This window comes from Pseudoalteromonas sp. ECSMB14103 (genome assembly GCF_000813065.1).
Classification (GTDB): Bacteria; Pseudomonadota; Gammaproteobacteria; order Enterobacterales; family Alteromonadaceae; genus Pseudoalteromonas; species Pseudoalteromonas marina.
In genome coordinates this window covers 70,958-89,860 of sequence record NZ_JWGY01000001.1, presented here as the reverse complement: position 1 = coordinate 89,860, position 18,903 = coordinate 70,958, and the positions used below count along the sequence as shown (strand labels likewise).

Sequence of the window (18,903 nt, the reverse complement as noted above, 5' to 3'; positions counted from 1 at the left end):
TGGCAATAATTAATCGCTTAAAGCTAAGGATTTTTCATGATCAAGGATTAATATTGCAGCGTATTATGAGATACTCAGTAAATAATTTTGGTAATTAACGAGATAGCATGGAAAACATTGAAGTCCGAGGCGCCCGTACGCACAACTTAAAAGACATCAGCCTAACCATCCCACGTGATAAATTAATTGTTATCACAGGCCTATCTGGTTCGGGAAAGTCATCACTTGCATTTGATACTTTATACGCTGAAGGGCAACGCCGGTATGTTGAATCACTTTCTGCTTATGCAAGACAGTTTTTATCCTTGATGGAAAAACCCGATGTTGATCATATTGAGGGACTGTCTCCCGCCATTTCTATTGAGCAAAAATCTACATCGCACAATCCGCGCTCTACCGTAGGTACAATTACCGAAATATACGATTACTTACGTTTAATGTTTGCTCGTGTGGGCGAACCTCGTTGTCCTACACATGATTTACCTTTAGCCGCACAAACAATTAGCCAAATGGTTGATACCGTTTTAGCGCTGCCAGAGGGCACTAAACTGATGCTTTTAGCACCAGTGGTTAAAGACCGTAAAGGTGAGCACGTTAAATTACTTGAGCAGCTTGCAAGCCAAGGCTATATTCGTGCCCGCATAGATGGCGAAGTGTGCGACTTATCAGATCCGCCGACACTTGAACTTCATAAAAAACATACTATTGAAGTGGTTGTTGACCGCTTTAAGGTAAAAGACGGTCAACAGCAGCGTTTAGCTGAGTCGTTTGAAACAGCACTTGAAATGTCGGGCGGCGTAGCAAATGTAGCTTACATGGACGACAGCAGTATTGAAGAAATGCTGTTTTCAGCCAACTTTGCCTGCCCTACCTGTGGCTATGCAATGACCGAATTAGAACCGCGTTTATTTTCGTTTAATAACCCTGCTGGTGCGTGTCAAAGTTGTGATGGTTTAGGCGTACGCCAGTACTTTGATCCTAACCGCGTAGTGCATAACCCAGAGTTAAGCTTAGCCGGAGGTGCTATAAAAGGGTGGGATAAACGCAGCTTTTACTACTTCCAAATGCTACAAGCAGTAGCAGAACATTATAAATTTGATTTAGACGTACCGTTTGAAAAGCTGGCTAAAGATTCTCAAAAAATTATTTTAGAAGGTTCAGGCAGTACAAAAATAGCCTTCAACTACCGTAACGACAGAGGCGATTTAATCACACGCAACCACGAGTTTGAAGGCGTGTTAAATAACATGAACCGTCGCTATCGCGAAACTGAGTCAAACTCGGTACGTGAAGAGCTCGCTAAATATCAAACCAGCCAAGCCTGCCCTAGCTGTAAGGGTTCACGTTTACGCCAAGAAGCACGCCACGTATTTATTGGCCAAACTAACTTACCTGCTATTACTACCATGAGTATTGGCGAAGCGATGGATTTTTTCGAGAGCTTATCGTTAAGTGGCCAAAGAGCACAAATAGCAGAAAAAATTCTTAAAGAAATTCGCGACCGTTTATCGTTTTTAATCAATGTTGGCCTTAATTACTTATCGCTTGAGCGCAGTGCCGATACCCTCTCTGGTGGTGAAGCGCAGCGAATTCGTTTAGCCAGCCAAATTGGTGCGGGTCTTGTTGGTGTTATGTATGTATTAGACGAACCATCAATTGGTTTACACCAGCGAGATAACGACCGTCTATTACAAACATTAGTGCATTTACGCGATCTTGGTAACACCGTTATTGTTGTTGAACATGATGAAGATGCCATTCGCGCCGCCGATCATATTATTGATATTGGCCCAGGTGCGGGTGTGCACGGCGGACATATTATCGCACAAGGTACACGCGACGATATTTTAGCAACCAAAGACTCAGTAACTGGCCAGTTTTTATCAGGCGTGCGAAAAATAGAAGTACCAAAAGAGCGTAACCCAACCGGCGATAAATGGCTTGAGTTATTTGGCGCAACAGGTAACAACCTTAAAAATGTCGATTTAAAAATTCCATTTGGGTTAATGACCTGTATAACAGGGGTGTCGGGCTCTGGTAAATCAACACTTATAAACGATACGCTATTCAAACTAGCGCATACTGAATTAAACGGCGCAACCACAGCAGAAGCTGCACCGTATAAATCAATTAGTGGTCTTGATCATTTTGATAAAGTAATTGATATTGACCAAAGCCCTATTGGCCGTACACCACGCTCAAACCCTGCTACCTATACCGGTATTTTTACGGGTATTCGTGAGTTATTTGCGGGTACACAAGAGTCACGCTCTCGTGGATATAAAGTGGGTCGCTTTAGTTTTAACGTTAAAGGTGGACGCTGTGAAGCCTGCCAAGGTGATGGCGTAATAAAGGTAGAAATGCACTTTTTACCTGATGTATATGTCCCCTGTGATGTATGTAAAGGGGCACGCTACAACCGCGAAACTCTAGAAGTACAATACAAGGGTAAAAACATTCACCAAGTACTCGAAATGACCGTTGAAGACGCGCATGACTACTTTGATAAAATACCTGCAATAGCCCGTAAGCTTAAAACGCTAATGGACGTTGGTTTATCGTATGTTCGCTTAGGACAAGCAGCTACTACGCTCTCTGGCGGTGAAGCTCAGCGTGTAAAACTTGCCCGTGAGCTTTCTAAACGCGATACAGGTAAAACACTGTACATACTTGATGAGCCCACAACTGGCTTACATTTTGCCGACATTGAACAACTGCTTGTTGTATTACATCGCCTGCGCGATCACGGTAACACCATCGTGGTTATTGAGCATAACTTAGATGTGGTTAAAACTGCAGACTGGGTGGTTGATTTAGGCCCTGAAGGTGGCGCTGGCGGCGGTGAGATACTTATTGCAGGTACGCCTGAAGAAGTAGCCGAATGTGAACGCTCGCACACAGGTCATTACCTAAAGCCATTGCTTTAATACCAATAAAAAAACACCAAGTAATTTAACTACTTGGTGTTTTTTATATTTAGCTCCCAACTGCTAGTCCTTGATAAACTTTTTATTCATCCCAACTAATTTGTATAATTTGCATATCTTTGTATTTAGCACCCGTAAATAAAATTTCGTTATCTGAACTCACCTCAAAAGTGATAGGCCGAAAGTCCACGTGTGTATCTTGCACGGTACCCTCTTTTAAATTGAGCCTAGCAATTCTTGAGATAGAATCTGAGTAATAAAAATAGTCTTTGCTTACTCCATATACATTCGCCTTTCTGGCATTTTTAGGTAATGGCCAGCTTTGCTTATCTGAGAGACGAATTAACTGATCAAATGTTATTGCGTAAGCGTTCCCTTCACTATCTGAAATAAGCTTATTGGCTTTAATGTCTTCAATTACGTGAGTATCACGGGTTAGCAAGTTCAACTCAACGACTCTATTTTTTGAATCAAGCTGCTCAATATAAATAATACTTTCGTTATTTTTTGACCAAATGTAACTCTCTATTTTACGCCCACTTAACATCTCTAACGGGTAGAATTTTTGCGTACTTAGGTCATAAAGTGAAAAGCGCTTATTTTTTATTAATAATATACGCCTCTTATTAGGGGATACTTTTAACCCTCTTAATTTATAGGTAGAGGAGTCATCGTCGTAATTAAAAAAACTAAGTTGCTTAGTTAGCCCATTTTGAGCAATCCATAATTGGCTGCTACCAGAGCGCTCTGATACAAAAACATGCGCTGGCCCAGCTTTATTTATTACTTCAACAATACTGTAGTCGTCATTATCACTTTTATACAAAGGTTCATAAGCTGGATTGTCGCCAAAGGTATCTGTTGCTTTAATTAATGAAAATGCTTGTGTTTTATTTGCTGAGTAAAAAAGACTATTAGCAGACTGAACTGCAATATAATAAGGTGAAATTGCGGGGGTAACATTCAGAGTATGTTTAATTATATTATTTTCATTAAACGTAATGCTTGAAAGATCAGAGTCTTCAAACACAATAACGCCTTTATCATTTGAAAGCCAATCGAACGCGAAACTGATGGTTCTTCTCTTTGCCTTAAATAATCGCTTAGTCTCACGTGTGTTAAAGTCGTAACTAAATACAGAAAATGGCTGGCCTTTTTGGCTTAGTATGTACGCTATTTTATTACCCGAATGAGATAAACGCGGCATTATTACACCATACATTACACCTGGCGGAGGAATAACAATCGACTCCTTTTGTAATTCTAAATCAAATTTGTATAACCCTGAGCCATCTTGCTCATTTTTGTATTCGGTATAATAAATATACTCACCATTTTGATCTAATTGCGCATAACCTGTGTATCTGAGGTCACATTTTTTTATAAGTTTAGCGTCTCCAATAATAGGAAACTGGCTTAAATCAACTAATACCATTTCGCATTGTTGCTGTTTTAAGTTTGTCGCTTGTAATAGCACAGCATGTTGGTTTAGCTGCCACGATAAAATAGATACCTGAAAACCAGGGTATGTAATTTCTACTTCTCGCTGATCAGAAAGTCGCTTAACAAATGCACGATTAAAATCCTGTTCAGGTTCAACATTGGTATAAGCTAAATAGTGTTTATCTGAAGATAGCTCAGGGTGAACCTCACTACCTATATTCCACGTACTCGCAACCTTATTTACCGTAACTTGTTTAACTATATCACCAGCGCCTTCACTTTTATAAAACAGTACCAACCACACAATAGAGAAAATACAGGTGATGACTAATAACGTATAAGCCAAAAGCGTTTTGATGTTCTTTTCTGGGACAGGTTTTGAAATAGTCGCAGCAGTAAAATCATCACTATTTGTAGTGTCAGTAGCCGAGTCAGATATTGAGTTTACAGGCTTTTCAGTAACGCTTTCTCGTGTTAACTGTTCAGGTATTACCGTAAGGCTATATCCTTTACGGTAATGCGTTTTTAAAAGCGGTGCTTTTTCAGTTGGATGAGCAAGCTGTTTTCTTAGCTCTGAGATAGCTCGGTTAATCGCGTTATCGTCTACATAGCTTTGTTGCCATACACTTTCGATTAGCGCTTGGCGGGAAACTATTTGTTGAGGCTTATTTACAAAGTGCAGTAATAACTTTACTAAAAGTGGATCTAATTCCCTTTCTAAGTTATTTGAAGTAATCACACAGCGATTACTTATAAATTGCCAAGGTCCGATTTGATAATTCATAGTCTTTAGGTATTTTTATTTTTATAAACCGTACCACATCAACTCATTATTGTGTATAAAAAGCATTTAAAACCTTATATCAACAATATAAGGTTTTACGCTAACCCATTAAATTAAAACAATTAAATACGATTAAAACCTTATCTATTAATTGCTCATAACTAGATAAGCGACTCTCAGTAAATTCAGCGATATTCTTTAAACCGTCATCAACAAGCAGCTTACTAAAAATCATTTGCGATTCTAAATTAGCTGCAATTAAAAATATAAAAGGTTTAATTATGAACAGCACAATGAAAAAAGGTCTATCTACTTTACTATTAGCCACTGCTTTTAATACTACTTTAGCTATTGCAGCTGACACTAATCAACAAAACACTCAAAGGAGTTTTGAGCAATGCATGATTGGTGAAAACCCAATGATAACTAGCTCAAAAAATGTAAAGCAGCAAAAAACAACCAAAATAGACGCTACAGAGTCTTTAAAAAGTAATAGTGATACACAAACGCTACTCTCTTCAATAGATGAAAAAATATCAGCGGAGCTTGACTCTTCAATGGACAAAATAAACTCACAAATAGATAAAAACCTTTCAAAGGTCACATCGTCAATCACTGCTTATTTCAGCAATATTTTATCTAACTAAAAACAATAAATTTAGAAATTACATTAAGGAATCATCATGAAAAATTTTACAAAAAAATTAGTGTCTGCCAGCATTTTACTTGGTTGTAGCTTGGTAGCAAATACAGCACATGCACAAAGTTCAGTATGGCAAGTAAGCAAAGGAGATAACTCGTTATTTATTGGCGGTACTGTACATATTTTGCCTAAAGCTGAAATGCCATTACCTGTTGAGTTTAATCATGCTTATGAACAAGCCGATACAATTGTTTTTGAAGCGCCAGTACCAGACCCAGCTGATACTAATGCTCAAATGCAAATGCTTGGCGCGCTTTCATATACAAATAATGAAACGTTAAGCGAAAAGTTAGAGCCTGAGGTTAAGGCTTCACTCGAAAATAAGCTTAGCGAGTTTGGCGCTAACCTTGCTAAGCTAGATGGCTTTCGCCCAGCCATGGTGAGTATCGTTTTAATGTCGATGGAACTGCAAAAACAAAACTTAATGGGAGAAGGTGTTGATGCTTACTATGAAAAAAAAGCGACTAAAGACAACAAAACAAAAAACTACTTAGAAACAGTGGAGTTTCAGTTAGAGTTATTTAAAACAATGGGTCAAGGTAACGAAAATGACTTTATTAAACGTAACCTAGCAGAGCTAAATAACTATAATGATATATTTAAAGGATTATTAACTGCATGGCGAGAAGGTGATACCGACACACTAAACAAGGTAGCGGTTGAAAATATTCAGAAAAATGACCCAGAAACCTACAAGCAGCTACTTAAAGATAGAAATAATAATTGGTTACCAAAAGTAGAGGCAATGTTTAATAACGACAGTAGTGAGTTTGTACTAGTTGGGGCTGGACACCTTGTAGGCCAAGATAGCTTGCTTACATTACTTGAAAATAAAGGCTACAGCGTTTCTTTAGTGAGCATTAATAACGCACAAGACATAACTGTAAAAGGAGCCGAATAATGGATAAAACAGACAAATTAGCAGTATCGCTACTGTTTTTATTTGGGTCTATCATGTTGATATGTGCCATATGAAAAATGCCGCTAATAAGCGGCATTTTTATTTCAATAAACCTATCCGCGTGGAATAAACCCTAATGCATCATATACCGATTTAAGCGTTTTCTCGGCACGTACACTGGCTTTTTCAGCTCCAGATTTCATTATGTTATCAAGTAAATTTTGATCTTCTCTAATTTCTTTAAAGCGAGCTTGAATTGGTTCAATCATGCTTACTACTGCATCGGCTGTATCTTTTTTAAGGTGACCGTACATTTTACCTTCAAACTCTGGTACTAAGTCTTCTATTGAGCGCTTAGTCGCTACGCTTAATAAAGTAAGTAAGTTAGATACACCTGGCTTTTCAGTTCGGTCAAAGTAAATACGCGCTTGCTCGTCTGAATCGGTCACTGCTTTTTTAAGCTTTTTCTCAATCTTTTTAGGCTCATCTAATAACATAATGTAGCCGTTTGGATTTTCGTCAGACTTTGACATTTTCTTGAGTGGGTCTTGTAGGCTCATTACACGCGCACCAAACTCTGGAATGTAAGGCTCTGGCAGTTTAAAAACGTCACCGTATAAGTTATTAAAGCGTGTTGCTATGTCACGCGTTAGCTCTAAGTGTTGTTTTTGATCTTCGCCTACTGGTACCTGATCGGCTTGATAAAGTAAAATATCGGCCGCTTGTAAAACTGGGTACGAAAATAAGCCCACGTTTACATTGTTAGCATGCTTTGACGACTTATCTTTAAACTGGGTCATGCGGTTAAGTTCACCCATTTGCGCGTAACAATTAAGTACCCACGCTAACTGTGCGTGCTCTGGCACTTGAGACTGAACAAATAACGCTGACTTTTCAGGGTCGATACCGCATGCAGCATACAATGCAACGCCATCTAGTACACGAGAGCGTAATAATTCTGGCTCTTGACGAACGGTGATAGCATGCAAGTCAACCAACATAAAGAAACTTTCGTGATCTTCCTGTAACTTTAGCCACTGGTTAATAGCGCCAACATAGTTGCCTATTGTCATACCACCGGTTGGCTGAATGCCGCTTAAAACTACTGGTTTACTCATGATTTTCCTTTATTTACTTAATTATTAATATTTAACGCTGTGTTAGGACAGGTATTATATCTAAGAAGTTATCGCATAGGTACTGTGGATTATAATCAGCAAGGTTTTCACCTTGATTATAGCCATAGCCTACTGCAATTACATCAATACCCGCCGCTTTTGCAGCAAGTATATCGCTTTTAGAATCGCCAATCATTATTGCTTTAGAGGCCTCAATATTTAGCTTTTTACACGCAAACAATAATGGCTTAGGTGACGGTTTTTTTGCCATATCATCGCCACAAATAATAAGCTCAAAATGATTGGTAAGTGCTAACTTATCAAGAAGTTTTTCAGTAAAAATTCGAGACTTATTAGTTATCAATGCTTTTTGCATACCACGTAAAGCTGCAAGCCCTGTTTCAACATGTTGGTATAACACGCTGTATTGGCCTACCTGTTGTTCATAATGCTTATGAAACTGTGCAATGGCTTTATTAGTTAGTGATTCATCTAAATGCTCACTAACCTGCATATCACCACTCAGTGCCCGCTTTACCAACATATCTATACCATTTCCTACCCAGCTTTCGACCAAACGTTGGCTTACAATAGGGAATGCCAAGTCGCTTAATGTTAAGTTAATTGAGATATATAGGTCATATACACTATCGACTAGTGTGCCATCCAAATCAAAAAATGCCGCATCGTACTGCATTATTTTACACTCTCAAGTTGCTTACGCATTTGATCAATAACTACTTTGTAGTCTGGCTGATTAAAAATAGCAGAGCCTGCTACAAACATATCTGCACCGGCCTGAGCTGCTGCAGCGATATTATCCACCTTAATACCACCGTCCACTTCTAGTCGAATATCTCGACCTGACTCAACAATTCGTTGCTTTGCCTGCGCTAACTTTTTAAGTGTATGAGGAATAAAGCTTTGCCCACCAAATCCGGGGTTAACAGACATGAGTAAAATAGTATCTAGCTTATCAATTACATGATCTAAATAGCTTAAACTGGTCGCTGGGTTAAATACTAAGCCAGCTTTACAGCCATGATCTTTGATTAATTGAATCGTGCGATCAATATGCTCACTCGCCTCTGGGTGAAAAGTAATTATTGAAGCCCCCGCCTCTGCAAACTGTGGAATGATGCTATCGACAGGCTTAACCATTAAATGCACATCAATTGGCGCGGTGATACCGTAGTCCCTTAGTGCTTTACACACCATAGGTCCAATCGTTAAGTTAGGTACATAGTGATTATCCATTACATCAAAATGCACTACATCTGCACCTGCGGCTAAAACGCTATCAACATCTTCACCAAGCTTTGCAAAATCAGCTGAAAGAATTGATGGGGCAATTAAGTATTTTTGTTCTGGGCTAAACATAGCAGATTCACCAATGAGTAAAATATTACGTTAATGTAACTCAATTGATGACGTTACCCAAGCAACTAAGGCGTAATACTGTTGCGTTTGAAGTGCTTAAGTGGCTATTTTTGACATTTAATTAATAGTCTTTATTAGAAACAAGTTTGTTATTTGAGCAGTTTTTGTTATGCTTAAAAAAGTAACAAAATATTAGGTTCAAATCATGCGCGCTTTTAAAATTGGGATATTAATTGCATCTGCATTATTAGTTATTGGGTTAGTAAATTTTACGCCAAGTTCAGGGCAAGAGTTAAGCTCGGTTAATAATTGTGCTCCGCAATCAACACACGAAATAAACACAAGTAAACCCTGTTTACATGTACTTGAAGAAGACTCTTCTTGGTTTTCTTGGATCACTGGTGATAGCCGCAGCGCTCAGTTTCACTACTTGGATTTACTTGAGTTATTAACAAGCTCAGACGACAGCAAGAAAACACCTTCTTTAAAGCCTTTATTCTAGAAAATGCGGCACTTTATTAGCGCGTTGCAAAGTGTGCTAGCCGCATTTTTTGGTGTTCAATCAGAACAAAAGCGCCGCGCAGATTTTCAAGAACACTCTATTTCCTCAATCATTGCTATTGCGATAATACTATTTATCGCTTTTGCGCTTTCAATTTATGCTGTGGTTGTTTTAGTGGTAAGTACATAGCCATTAACTCGCCTACTTTATTACGAGTTCCGCCCTTAGGGCTTATTGTCCTTTTGACTTGAATTTGATCAAGTGATGCTTGGCTGTATATTTTCCGTGTCCATACTGTATCGTGATTTGAAATAAGCACTGGGGTGTTATTTTCAAACGCCGCTTTTTCTGCCAAATTAGCTAAATTAGCCTGATCATCTAAATTAAACCCGCCCTTAGCATAAGAAGTAAACGAAGCCGTTTTACTCAAAGGGACATAGGGTGGATCGCAATAAATAACCGCGTTATTAGGAACTAGTTTAAATACGTCATCGTAGCCTAAGCATGTAAAGGTCGCTTGCTGTGCTTTTTCAGCAAAAAAGTACATTTCCTTTTCAGGAAAATAAGGCTTTTTATATTTACCAAATGGTACATTAAAAATGCCTTTTAAGTTATAACGGCATAAGCCGTTGTAACCAAAACGATTCATGTATAAAAATAGCATTGACCGCTCATATACATCACGGCTTTGATTAAACTGAACTCGGTATTCGTAGTACGCATCGGGGTGGTTATTTAAATCAACGAATAGCTTTTTTGCATCACTAATAAACTCATCGGGTGAATTTCTTAATTCTTTATATAAGTTGATTAAATCAGCATTAATATCGTTAAGAATATAATGCTTAAAATCGCTATTTAGAAAAACGGAACCGGCACCAACAAAAGGTTCAACCAAGGTATCAGCATGCGAACTTGCTTGGTTTAATCGCGCGTTAATATCATCAACGAGACTGTATTTTCCGCCAGCCCATTTAAGGAAGGCTCTACTCTTTTGCTGCATTGGTTCTTTACTTCAATCTGGTGTTGCGCGATTTTACACTAAAGCGATTTATATTACTGATCAACTCGTGCAATTTCTTGTTTTATTTTACTAATTTTTTTATAAAACGGCTTATTTTTTAAGATACTTGCAGGTAGGTTTTTCATACCTTGCTGTGCATCATTCATGCTTGTAAAACTGCCGGTTGTCACCACCCACCATGTTTTACCATTTCTTTGAGTTTGATAAGTGTACGCTGTTAATTGGAGTGCATACTGCTCTATAAAATCATCTACAACCTGCTTTTGTGTTACTGCAAGTAACTGAATCACCGTATTTGAATCATTTTGCTTAGAATACCATGAGCTAACTTCGTTTATGGGCAGTTGCACTGATGATGCATCAACCTCATTGTTAACTTTTGATTGCACAAGCTCTTTAACAGGTTCATCTTTTATGAGTGTATCAGAGCTAATAGGCTCATTGATCTCGTTGCCTGCATTTAAGCTTTGCATGATCGCGGATATATCGTTTTTTCTTTCACCTTCAGCGGTAGGCTGTATGTCGGCTACTTTTTCTTTTGTTACTGTGTCAGGTATAGGTGCAATAGCCTGGCTCACTGGAATAGCAGTGCTATCAACCTCAATGGTGCCTTGCTCATAATGCTTTTGCCACCAATCACTCATATCTGACTTATATAACAAGCCTATAATTAAGAACATAATGAGCAACATAAGTACCAGTAAATGTACACGCCATGATACTTTATCTTTAACTTTGACATCTGCGATGTACTCATCCTGTTGCCATGCAAGCAATAAACTAGGATTACCATTAGCTTCAGCTAAAAAAGCTTGGAAAACAGGATCTTCATCGTGAGGAAGCTTTTCAAAGTACCACCCCATTAACTGCTTACTTTCATGAAGAGGAAGCCGTTCAAGATGAATTTCGACTGCGTGTTCAACCGGCAACTTTGCAGCTGAGGCAATCATAATATAAAGAGTGATTGGGCTATTTTTAGCTAGCAGCTCCAGCTCAATTAAAAACTCTTCTGATAAGTGCCTTCCACCGTCAATAACCCATAAACAGGAGCCCGATTGTTGTTGATTAAGTAACTGATAAAAATTTTCAGACAAACTTAAATTATGATCAACCAACGGGTTGTTAAAGCTTTGCTCTAGTAGATCGCTCATTAACTGAGCGTCTGTCAATTTTGCACTCGATTGTACAAATGCTTTATTAAAGTCGTTGTATTTATCGGTAATAAAGGTTTCAAGCAGATAGCTTTTTCCTAGGCCTGATGTGCCCAGTAAAATAATAAGGTTTTGACCATATTCAAATTGCAGTGCGATTCTATCCACCAAAGCCGCACGGCTTGGTAAAATTTGTGACTGCATTTAGTGCTCGATTAATGCTCGGACTTGATCGTCAGATACATCGTCTACCAGTGCACATTGACCAAATTGAGTGGGTAAAATAAAACGGATAGTTCCTTTTTTATTTTTTTTATCTTTGCGCATATGCAATAAAAATTGTTCACTCGTCATATCTACAGGTACTTCAGTTGGTAAGTTATATTGTTTAATAACATCCACAATACGCGCTATATCCTGCTGCGTTAAGTCACCTCGAGTGTGAGCCAACTGAGAAGCTAACACCATACCCGTAGCAACAGCTTCACCATGAAGCCACTTACCATAACCCATTTGGGCTTCAATTGCGTGACCGAAGGTATGCCCCAAGTTTAGCAATGCTCTGAGACCTTGCTCTTTTTCATCCTCAGCAACGATTAACGCTTTAATTTCACAGCACCTGTAAATGATATGCTGCAGGCATGTTTCATTTAGCTGCTGTAAGTTTTCAACATTTTGCTCTAAATAAGTAAAAAGCTCGGTATCGTATATTAAACCATACTTGATAACTTCAGCCATTCCTGCCGCAAACTCTCTTTTTGGGAGTGTATGAAGAGACTGAGTATCAATAAAAACAGCTTGTGGCTGATAAAAAGCCCCAATCATGTTTTTTCCTAACGGATGGTTCACCGCTGTTTTTCCACCAACAGATGAATCCACTTGCGATAAAAGTGTTGTAGGTATTTGAATAAACGGCACGCCACGTTGATAACATGCAGCTACAAAACCAGTTAAATCACCAACTACGCCGCCACCTAATGCAATTAAACAAGTATCGCGACCACAATTATTTTGCAGTAAAAAAGCGGATATTTTTTCAAACCACTCTAGTGACTTGTATTGCTCACCATCAGGTATGATAAAGGAAAGAGGATTTAATTCAGCTAATGAATCAAGTAAGCCTTGTAGATATAAAGGTTCAATTGTGTCATTAGTAATGATGATAGGCCGACAATCACCAATATGATGAATTAGACGGCCATTATCTTGAAGTGCAGATTGCCCAATATAAATAGGATAACTTCGCTCGTCCAAATTAACAGTTAATTTAAGCATGCTCAGCTAATCCTTTATTATGTATTGGTTTTAAAAATCTAGTTTCTCAATGATTTGATTTGCAACAACTTTAGCGCTTTGCTCATCAGTGCGTACAACAAAATCAGCCACTTCTTTATATAACGGTTCGCGTTCTTCTGCTAAGCGCTCTAGTACATCACGAGGTGCTTCTTCTGTTTGCAGTAACGGGCGACGCTTGTCGCGTTGTGTGCGTGCAACTTGCTTTTCAATAGGTGTCTCTAGGTATACAACGATACCACGAGCCGAAAGCTTGTTTCGAACTTCTTTACTCATTACTGAACCACCACCTGTAGCAAGTACAATACCTTGCATTTCAGTTAAGTCGCCAATAACAGATTCTTCACGAAGTCTAAAGCCTTCTTCACCTTCAAGATCGAATACCCAGGCAATATCTGCACCCGTGCGGCGTTCGATTTCTTGATCAGAATCAACAAATTCAAGGTGTAATTGATCGGCAATGTGACGACCAATTGTGCTTTTTCCAGCCCCCATGGGGCCAATTAGAAATATATTACGTTTCTCAGCCATATCTTTTAGTACAAACGAACTCTAAAATTTGAAATAAAACCCCGCCTAACGACCTGGCCCCAAAATTAAGGAGGGGATTATCTCAGTAATTGCAGGGGTATTTCAAGTCAATTAGAATAAAAAGCCACATAACGAGCAATTAAACTAAATAATCACCCGTTGATTAACAAAAAAGTACCTTATTTTAATCTATTTGTATTTTTGGTGTCACGAAAATAAGCAATTCACGCTTTTCATTAAATTCACTGGTGCTTTTAAACAACCTACCAACATAAGGAATATCACCTAACACAGGCACTTTATTTGTAGTGTTGATTATCTGCTGTTGGAAAATCCCACCCAGTACGATAGTTTGCCCGTTTTCTACTAATACTTGTGTTTGAATTTCTTGAGTATCTATCGAAACGGCCTCACCTGTACCTGTTTGTACAGTATCGCCACGTGTATCTTGCGTGATAATTAAGTCTAAAATTACTTTATTATCAGGCGTTATATGTGGTGTCACCTCTAAACTAAGTACTGCTTTTTTAAAGCTTACCGTTGTTGCACCACTAGAAGCTGATTCTGTATAGGGTATTTCAGTACCTTGTTCAATGCGCGCTTTTTGCTGATTGGCAGCAATAATACGCGGGCTTGCAATAATCTCGCCTTTATTCTCTTCTTCAAGCGCACTTAACTCTAAATCGATTAATGTCCCGTTGGCGAGTTTTGCTATGTGGAGGCCTATACTGGCCGCTGGGTTTGTAATAGGTAGATTTACATTTAATCTATCTGTTAAGTCAGGGATTACCCCATTTGAAATGGTTTCAGCACCTTCTAAAGAACCAGATATGCCATCACTACCTTGCTGATCGCTAAATCCCCAACGAACACCTAGGTCCTCAGTTACGTTATCACGCACTGTTACCATACGAGATTCAATAACAACCTGTTGAACCGGTATGTCCAGGGTTTCAATCATACGTCTAATATTTTCTATGCTCTTAACAGTATCTTTAACGAGTAAAGTGTTAGTACGCTGATCAACCGACACACTTCCGCGTGGGGTAATGATGCTATTAATATCTGTTTTAAGTAAGTCAGCAAAGTCTTCAGCTTTGGCATAATTCAATCGCATATATTCGCTGTAAAGCGGCTCTAAATCTTCAACTTGCTGCTTTGCTTTTAGATCTTTTGCTTCACGGGCTGCAAGCTCTTCTGCTGGCGCTACCATTAAGATAGAGCCATCCATGCGCTTGTCCAACCCTTTTATACGTAATACGACATCAAGTGCTTGGTCCCACGGCACGCCATCTAAGCGCAAGGTAATGTTACCGGTAACGGAATCACTTGTTACTAAGTTAAAGTCGTTATAGCCTGCGATAATTTGTAATGCTGCACGGACTGAAATATCTTGAAAGTTTAAGGTCATTGGTCGACCTTGATACTCTTTACCACCATCTAGGTAAGCATTTTGAGTTTCATCTTTTTCAACTGTGAGGGTAAGAATATTGTCTATTTGCTGATACGTGAATGTAAACTCGGCATTAGGTTCTATAACAACGCGGCTTCGCCCTTCTTCTTTAAACGTTTCGATAGTACTAACAATGGTACCAAAGTCTAAAACATCCAACTCATAAAGTAGATCGTCCAGAATATCTGTATGGTGAAAATCTGCGTAAATTTTGCCGCCACTTTCGTGAACCTCTATAGCAGCTTGAGTGTCTTGTAAAAATACAAGTACCTTTGCCTCACCTTTCTCACCACGTCTAAAATCAATAGATTGGATGCGGTTAATGTAGTTTCCACTCACATCACCTGTCAGAACGGCTTCATCTTCAGTTACTGAACCGGTTAATGGGTTATCCGATACACGTATTGAAACTAAGTTGTTATTAACTTCTGTTTCATACATTTTTAATCTGTCTAGATTAACTGTTACCTTTAAACCTTGCTCAGATAACACATTGGTGACACTACTAATACCTGCTTGATTAACTTCAACGTCATTTAATCCTAATTCTAACTCTGCGGTATCAAAAAACATTTCAATACGCGCTGGGCTGTTAAATACTTGAATTTGCGGTTCTAAAGTTATTTCTTCGTCGAAAACAAGCTGTAGTTCGGTTTCACCTTTAAGTAATGGGTTATAACGTACATCGTAAAGCAATGGTCCTGCCAAAGCATTGTTAGCACAAACCAAAGCGGCTGTTGCAAATAAAGCTCTCGCAATGCGATTAAACCAAAGAACATCCTTATGCATGTTATTTTTACCTTTTTTATTATTAATTTGCGCCATCAGTTGCCGCCTCTAACATTTCCAGTTTAGTCAGGCGCTCTTTCCAACAACCAGACCCATCAGGGATTAATTCAACTAATTCTATAAAATCGTTACTCACAGCTTTTACCTTGCCATCGTAACTACCCAAATAATTACCAATCGTTACACGATGTAATGTTTCATCTGCAGCAGTTATAAGCGCCCAAACTTGACCACTTGAACCAATTGTACCTTTCATTGCTAAATTATCTAATGGGTATTTTTCTAATGGCTCTCTGCGCCTGTCTGGGTCAGGGTGTAAACAGTTTTTTATTTGCGTCAGTTTGTTCTGAATTATTTCAGGTTGAGGTGCCACAAATGGACTTCGTAAATTACCTGCACTATATTCAAAAATCTCAAATTGAGTAAGTTCAGGAATCGACTCAACTTTAGGCGTTGTGCTTGCTTTTACCTGATCAATAAATTCTTTTTGTTCCGAGGTATCGTCGTTACACCCCACTAACGCAACAACAGCCAATAGCGGCATTAAATGAAGGAGCCTCATTTTTTAACTCCTTCTTCATAACGGTAAGTTTTTGCTACAACACTAAATGTTAGTTGTTTTTCGCCAGAAGACGTAATAGAAAAGTCATGCAAACTAACTATTCGTGGTAACTGAGCAACTTTGCCAACAAATTCACCAAATTCATGATAAGTACCTACTACTTCTATTTTGATAGGTAGCTCGGTATAAAACTCTTTCTCTACTTCAGGTAACCAACCAATTTTTAAAAATGTTAAACCGCTCGTTGTGCCAACATAAGATAAATCGTCAAGTAAGCCTGGTATTTCGTTTGATGTCGGTAACCGCTTAAGTAATTGAGAAAACTTATCTTCCATTTCTATCATTTGTTGGCGATAAATATCTAGCTTACTCGCTACAGCGTATTTTGTTCTGTAGGTACTTCTTAAGTCGACCTCTTTTGATACCGCATTATGGTAGCTATCAATCTCGTCAGAAACTAACAGGCTATAGCTAAAAAATAATATGAGCCCAGCAACAAATGCACAGCAAATTACTTTTACAGCAGCAGGCCAATCACCAATATTGTCTAACTCAATTTCATTCCAATCTATTTCGCCAAGCGCTTTAAAATCAAGGTTCATTACGTACCTCACCAATCTCGTCAAATGGTTTTACGTAAAACTCCATACTAAAGTCACTAAGTAAACGCGAAGACTGATCACCTGCTACAATATCCTGCATAGTCAGACGCTCTAGCAAATATGAACTTTGTACCTGGCGGATCATGGTAGATAAACGGTTATTTGATTCACTTCGGCCAAGTACATAAATCTGGTTTCCTCTGCGCTCCAGCTTTGTTAAGTAAATACCTTGAGGTACTATTTTTGTTACTTCATCCATAATTTGTGTGCCAAGGTTACGGCTACTTTGCAGCTCTTCGATTAATCGCATTCGCTGCTGTAGGTTTTCTTTTCGTTTGTCTAATTCTCTAATATCACTGATCTTTCGATCAAGCATGCTTATTTCAGAACTTAAGTAATTATTTTTTAAGTTTTGCCCGTCTTTTAATGCACTGTAAAACATACTTAATAAGTACATACTTAAAAAACAAGCTAAAACAATTCCAACTAGTATGGTTACAAATTTCTTTTTAGATTCTTCGCGCTGCAGTTCTCGCCAAGGCAATAGATTTATATGTGGCATGATGAAAAGCTCCTTAATGCCAAACCTGTTGCAATTGCAAACTGTGTTCGGTGACGCTGCATAACATTACGATCTACTTTTGGCGAAATTTCCATATTTGCAAACGGTTCTGCAACAACACTGTGTATACCTAATTCTTCAATTAATAAGCGATCAAGCCCTTTGATCATAGAAGTTCCACCGGTAAGCACAATGTAGTCTATTTGTTCTTTACCACTCGTTGTTAAAAACATTTGCACCGCTCTACGTACTTGCTGAAGCAACGCTGTTTGAAATGGCGCTAATACCTCAAAGGTATAGTTAGGTGGTAAGTCGCCTGATGTTTTACCTATTTCAGCTTCATCAAACCCTTTGTTGTAGTAGTTAACAATACTATTTGTGTATTGATCACCACCAAAAACCTGGTCACGTGTATAAATAGTTTCACCAGCTTGCACAACACTTACAAGCATGAGTACGGCACCAATATCTACAACAGCAACACACTTATTGAAGGCATCGCTTGGTAGTTGTTGGTAATAAACGTCCATCGCACGGCTTAAGGCGTAACTTTCTACATCAACAATCTTAGTATCGAGATTAGCCTCTTCTAATGCGCCAACACGTGCTTCAACACTTTCTGTTCGGGCTGCTGAAAGTAATACATTCATTTTACTCGGGTCAGCTTCGTTAGTAGAGAGCTTTTCGAAGTCTAAGCTAACTTCATCGAGTGGGTAAGGTATTAAACTATCTGCTTCAATTTCAATTTGAGATTCAAGTTCTGCATCGCTCAACGACACATCCATAAAAATTACTTTTGTAATAACCGTTTGCCCTGACACCGCCACTGCTGCATTTTTAAGTGACTTAGGTAATTTTCTTTTTAATTTTGTTATTACATTACCAATCGCTTCAATATCTTGAATCGTTCTTTCACTCATGGCGCCTTTAGGCATGGGCTCAATTGCTAGGGCCTCTAATCGAAATCCACTTTCAATTTCTCTCAGAAGCACCGCTTTAATCGAGTGCGATCCGATATCAATTCCTACCATCATTGGCGACGGCTTTTGAAATAGTTGACTTAGCATGTTTGCAACTTGGCCTTTGTTTTAATAATAAACAAGTTATAATTTTTTTCTGAAAAAATATTATTCATTTTTTAATCAATATATACTATCAGTCCAAACTCGCAATTGGGA

At 38.5% G+C, this 18,903-nt stretch carries 18 protein-coding genes; 5 read left to right on the top strand and 13 right to left on the bottom strand.

The features are described 5' to 3' along the window. Nucleotides 1-107 precede the first annotated feature (107 nt). On the top strand, nucleotides 108-2,927 hold the full coding sequence (uvrA, locus tag RF53_RS00365; protein ID WP_010557958.1) for an excinuclease ABC subunit UvrA: 2,820 nt from the start codon (nucleotides 108-110) through the stop codon (nucleotides 2,925-2,927). Between the two features lie 82 nt (nucleotides 2,928-3,009). Here uvrA and RF53_RS00360 read toward each other — a convergent pair whose 3' ends face one another. After that, on the bottom strand, nucleotides 3,010-5,154 hold the full coding sequence (locus RF53_RS00360) for a winged helix-turn-helix domain-containing protein (protein ID WP_039036269.1): 2,145 nt from the start codon (nucleotides 5,152-5,154) through the stop codon (nucleotides 3,010-3,012). A 281-nt stretch (nucleotides 5,155-5,435) separates the two neighbouring features. Here RF53_RS00360 and RF53_RS00350 point away from each other — a divergent pair, with 281 nt between their 5' ends. Together RF53_RS00350 and RF53_RS00345 are read left to right on the top strand one after the other, a co-directional pair. Further along, on the top strand, nucleotides 5,436-5,801 hold the full coding sequence (locus RF53_RS00350; RefSeq protein ID WP_039036268.1) for a hypothetical protein: 366 nt from the start codon (nucleotides 5,436-5,438) through the stop codon (nucleotides 5,799-5,801). Nucleotides 5,802-5,837: 36 nt separating this feature from the next. After that, the gene (locus tag RF53_RS00345; protein ID WP_039036267.1) at nucleotides 5,838-6,758 is read left to right on the top strand and encodes a TraB/GumN family protein; all 921 of its coding nucleotides are present in this window, start codon (nucleotides 5,838-5,840) and stop codon (nucleotides 6,756-6,758) included. Between the two features lie 113 nt (nucleotides 6,759-6,871). Here the strand turns inward: RF53_RS00345 and trpS are convergent, their stop codons facing one another. From trpS to rpe, 3 genes are read right to left on the bottom strand one after another with little or no spacing between them, the layout of a single operon-like run. Continuing rightward, nucleotides 6,872-7,876, bottom strand: a complete 1,005-nt coding sequence (gene trpS / locus RF53_RS00340) for a tryptophan--tRNA ligase (RefSeq protein ID WP_006793110.1) — start codon at nucleotides 7,874-7,876, stop codon at nucleotides 6,872-6,874. 31 nt (nucleotides 7,877-7,907) lie between these two features. Beyond that, nucleotides 7,908-8,573, bottom strand: coding sequence for a phosphoglycolate phosphatase (locus RF53_RS00335; protein WP_039036266.1), 666 nt, complete (start codon nucleotides 8,571-8,573; stop codon nucleotides 7,908-7,910). Next, entirely contained in the window at nucleotides 8,573-9,256 is a 684-nt protein-coding gene (gene rpe / locus RF53_RS00330) for a ribulose-phosphate 3-epimerase (protein WP_010557964.1), read from the bottom strand. The genes RF53_RS00335 and rpe overlap by 1 nt, the downstream gene beginning before the upstream one ends. A 205-nt stretch (nucleotides 9,257-9,461) precedes the next feature. Here rpe and RF53_RS00325 point away from each other — a divergent pair, with 205 nt between their 5' ends. Both RF53_RS00325 and RF53_RS19165 read left to right on the top strand, forming a co-directional pair. Further along, entirely contained in the window at nucleotides 9,462-9,758 is a 297-nt protein-coding gene (locus tag RF53_RS00325) for a hypothetical protein (protein ID WP_039036265.1), read from the top strand. Between the two features lie 3 nt (nucleotides 9,759-9,761). Further along, nucleotides 9,762-9,947 (top strand): DUF2970 domain-containing protein, encoded by a 186-nt coding sequence (locus tag RF53_RS19165; RefSeq protein ID WP_074210163.1) that lies wholly within the window; start codon nucleotides 9,762-9,764, stop codon nucleotides 9,945-9,947. Here RF53_RS19165 and RF53_RS00320 read toward each other — a convergent pair. The 9 genes from RF53_RS00320 to RF53_RS00280 all read right to left on the bottom strand — a co-directional run bounded on the left by RF53_RS00320 (nucleotide 9,892) and on the right by RF53_RS00280 (nucleotide 18,792). Continuing rightward, on the bottom strand, nucleotides 9,892-10,761 hold the full coding sequence (locus tag RF53_RS00320) for a Dam family site-specific DNA-(adenine-N6)-methyltransferase (protein WP_006793106.1): 870 nt from the start codon (nucleotides 10,759-10,761) through the stop codon (nucleotides 9,892-9,894). The genes RF53_RS19165 and RF53_RS00320 overlap by 56 nt on opposite strands. 53 nt (nucleotides 10,762-10,814) lie before the next feature. Beyond that, nucleotides 10,815-12,137, bottom strand: a complete 1,323-nt coding sequence (locus tag RF53_RS00315; RefSeq protein WP_039036264.1) for an SPOR domain-containing protein — start codon at nucleotides 12,135-12,137, stop codon at nucleotides 10,815-10,817. Further along, a complete protein-coding gene (gene aroB, locus RF53_RS00310; RefSeq protein WP_039036263.1) occupies nucleotides 12,138-13,208 on the bottom strand; it encodes a 3-dehydroquinate synthase in 1,071 nt (356 codons plus the stop codon). Between the two features lie 30 nt (nucleotides 13,209-13,238). Further along, entirely contained in the window at nucleotides 13,239-13,757 is a 519-nt protein-coding gene (aroK, locus tag RF53_RS00305) for a shikimate kinase AroK (RefSeq protein ID WP_006793103.1), read from the bottom strand. 184 nt (nucleotides 13,758-13,941) lie between these two features. Then, on the bottom strand, nucleotides 13,942-16,035 hold the full coding sequence (locus RF53_RS00300; RefSeq protein ID WP_039036262.1) for a type IV pilus secretin PilQ: 2,094 nt from the start codon (nucleotides 16,033-16,035) through the stop codon (nucleotides 13,942-13,944). Then, a complete protein-coding gene (locus RF53_RS00295) occupies nucleotides 16,022-16,561 on the bottom strand; it encodes a pilus assembly protein PilP (protein WP_006793101.1) in 540 nt (179 codons plus the stop codon). Before RF53_RS00295 ends, RF53_RS00300 begins: the two co-directional genes overlap by 14 nt. Further along, nucleotides 16,558-17,163 (bottom strand): type 4a pilus biogenesis protein PilO, encoded by a 606-nt coding sequence (locus RF53_RS00290; protein WP_006793100.1) that lies wholly within the window; start codon nucleotides 17,161-17,163, stop codon nucleotides 16,558-16,560. The genes RF53_RS00295 and RF53_RS00290 overlap by 4 nt, the downstream gene beginning before the upstream one ends. Further along, nucleotides 17,153-17,725 (bottom strand): PilN domain-containing protein, encoded by a 573-nt coding sequence (locus RF53_RS00285; RefSeq protein ID WP_006793099.1) that lies wholly within the window; start codon nucleotides 17,723-17,725, stop codon nucleotides 17,153-17,155. The genes RF53_RS00290 and RF53_RS00285 overlap by 11 nt, the downstream gene beginning before the upstream one ends. Beyond that, a complete protein-coding gene (locus RF53_RS00280) occupies nucleotides 17,713-18,792 on the bottom strand; it encodes a pilus assembly protein PilM (RefSeq protein WP_006793098.1) in 1,080 nt (359 codons plus the stop codon). The genes RF53_RS00285 and RF53_RS00280 overlap by 13 nt, the downstream gene beginning before the upstream one ends. Nucleotides 18,793-18,903: the final 111 nt, after the last annotated feature.

What these genes read in the sequence shown, in the direction of transcription:
- uvrA (WP_010557958.1), top strand. Translation starts at nt 108, where the DNA reads ATGGAAAACATTGAAGTCCGAGGCGCCCGTACGCACAACTTAAAAGAC.
- RF53_RS00360 (WP_039036269.1), bottom strand. Translation starts at nt 5,154, where the DNA reads ATGAATTATCAAATCGGACCTTGGCAATTTATAAGTAATCGCTGTGTG.
- RF53_RS00350 (WP_039036268.1), top strand. Translation starts at nt 5,436, where the DNA reads ATGAACAGCACAATGAAAAAAGGTCTATCTACTTTACTATTAGCCACT.
- RF53_RS00345 (WP_039036267.1), top strand. Translation starts at nt 5,838, where the DNA reads ATGAAAAATTTTACAAAAAAATTAGTGTCTGCCAGCATTTTACTTGGT.
- trpS (WP_006793110.1), bottom strand. Translation starts at nt 7,876, where the DNA reads ATGAGTAAACCAGTAGTTTTAAGCGGCATTCAGCCAACCGGTGGTATG.
- RF53_RS00335 (WP_039036266.1), bottom strand. Translation starts at nt 8,573, where the DNA reads ATGCAGTACGATGCGGCATTTTTTGATTTGGATGGCACACTAGTCGAT.
- rpe (WP_010557964.1), bottom strand. Translation starts at nt 9,256, where the DNA reads ATGTTTAGCCCAGAACAAAAATACTTAATTGCCCCATCAATTCTTTCA.
- RF53_RS00325 (WP_039036265.1), top strand. Translation starts at nt 9,462, where the DNA reads ATGCGCGCTTTTAAAATTGGGATATTAATTGCATCTGCATTATTAGTT.
- RF53_RS19165 (WP_074210163.1), top strand. Translation starts at nt 9,762, where the DNA reads ATGCGGCACTTTATTAGCGCGTTGCAAAGTGTGCTAGCCGCATTTTTT.
- RF53_RS00320 (WP_006793106.1), bottom strand. Translation starts at nt 10,761, where the DNA reads ATGCAGCAAAAGAGTAGAGCCTTCCTTAAATGGGCTGGCGGAAAATAC.
- RF53_RS00315 (WP_039036264.1), bottom strand. Translation starts at nt 12,137, where the DNA reads ATGCAGTCACAAATTTTACCAAGCCGTGCGGCTTTGGTGGATAGAATC.
- aroB (WP_039036263.1), bottom strand. Translation starts at nt 13,208, where the DNA reads ATGCTTAAATTAACTGTTAATTTGGACGAGCGAAGTTATCCTATTTAT.
- aroK (WP_006793103.1), bottom strand. Translation starts at nt 13,757, where the DNA reads ATGGCTGAGAAACGTAATATATTTCTAATTGGCCCCATGGGGGCTGGA.
- RF53_RS00300 (WP_039036262.1), bottom strand. Translation starts at nt 16,035, where the DNA reads ATGGCGCAAATTAATAATAAAAAAGGTAAAAATAACATGCATAAGGAT.
- RF53_RS00295 (WP_006793101.1), bottom strand. Translation starts at nt 16,561, where the DNA reads ATGAGGCTCCTTCATTTAATGCCGCTATTGGCTGTTGTTGCGTTAGTG.
- RF53_RS00290 (WP_006793100.1), bottom strand. Translation starts at nt 17,163, where the DNA reads ATGAACCTTGATTTTAAAGCGCTTGGCGAAATAGATTGGAATGAAATT.
- RF53_RS00285 (WP_006793099.1), bottom strand. Translation starts at nt 17,725, where the DNA reads ATGCCACATATAAATCTATTGCCTTGGCGAGAACTGCAGCGCGAAGAA.
- RF53_RS00280 (WP_006793098.1), bottom strand. Translation starts at nt 18,792, where the DNA reads ATGCTAAGTCAACTATTTCAAAAGCCGTCGCCAATGATGGTAGGAATT.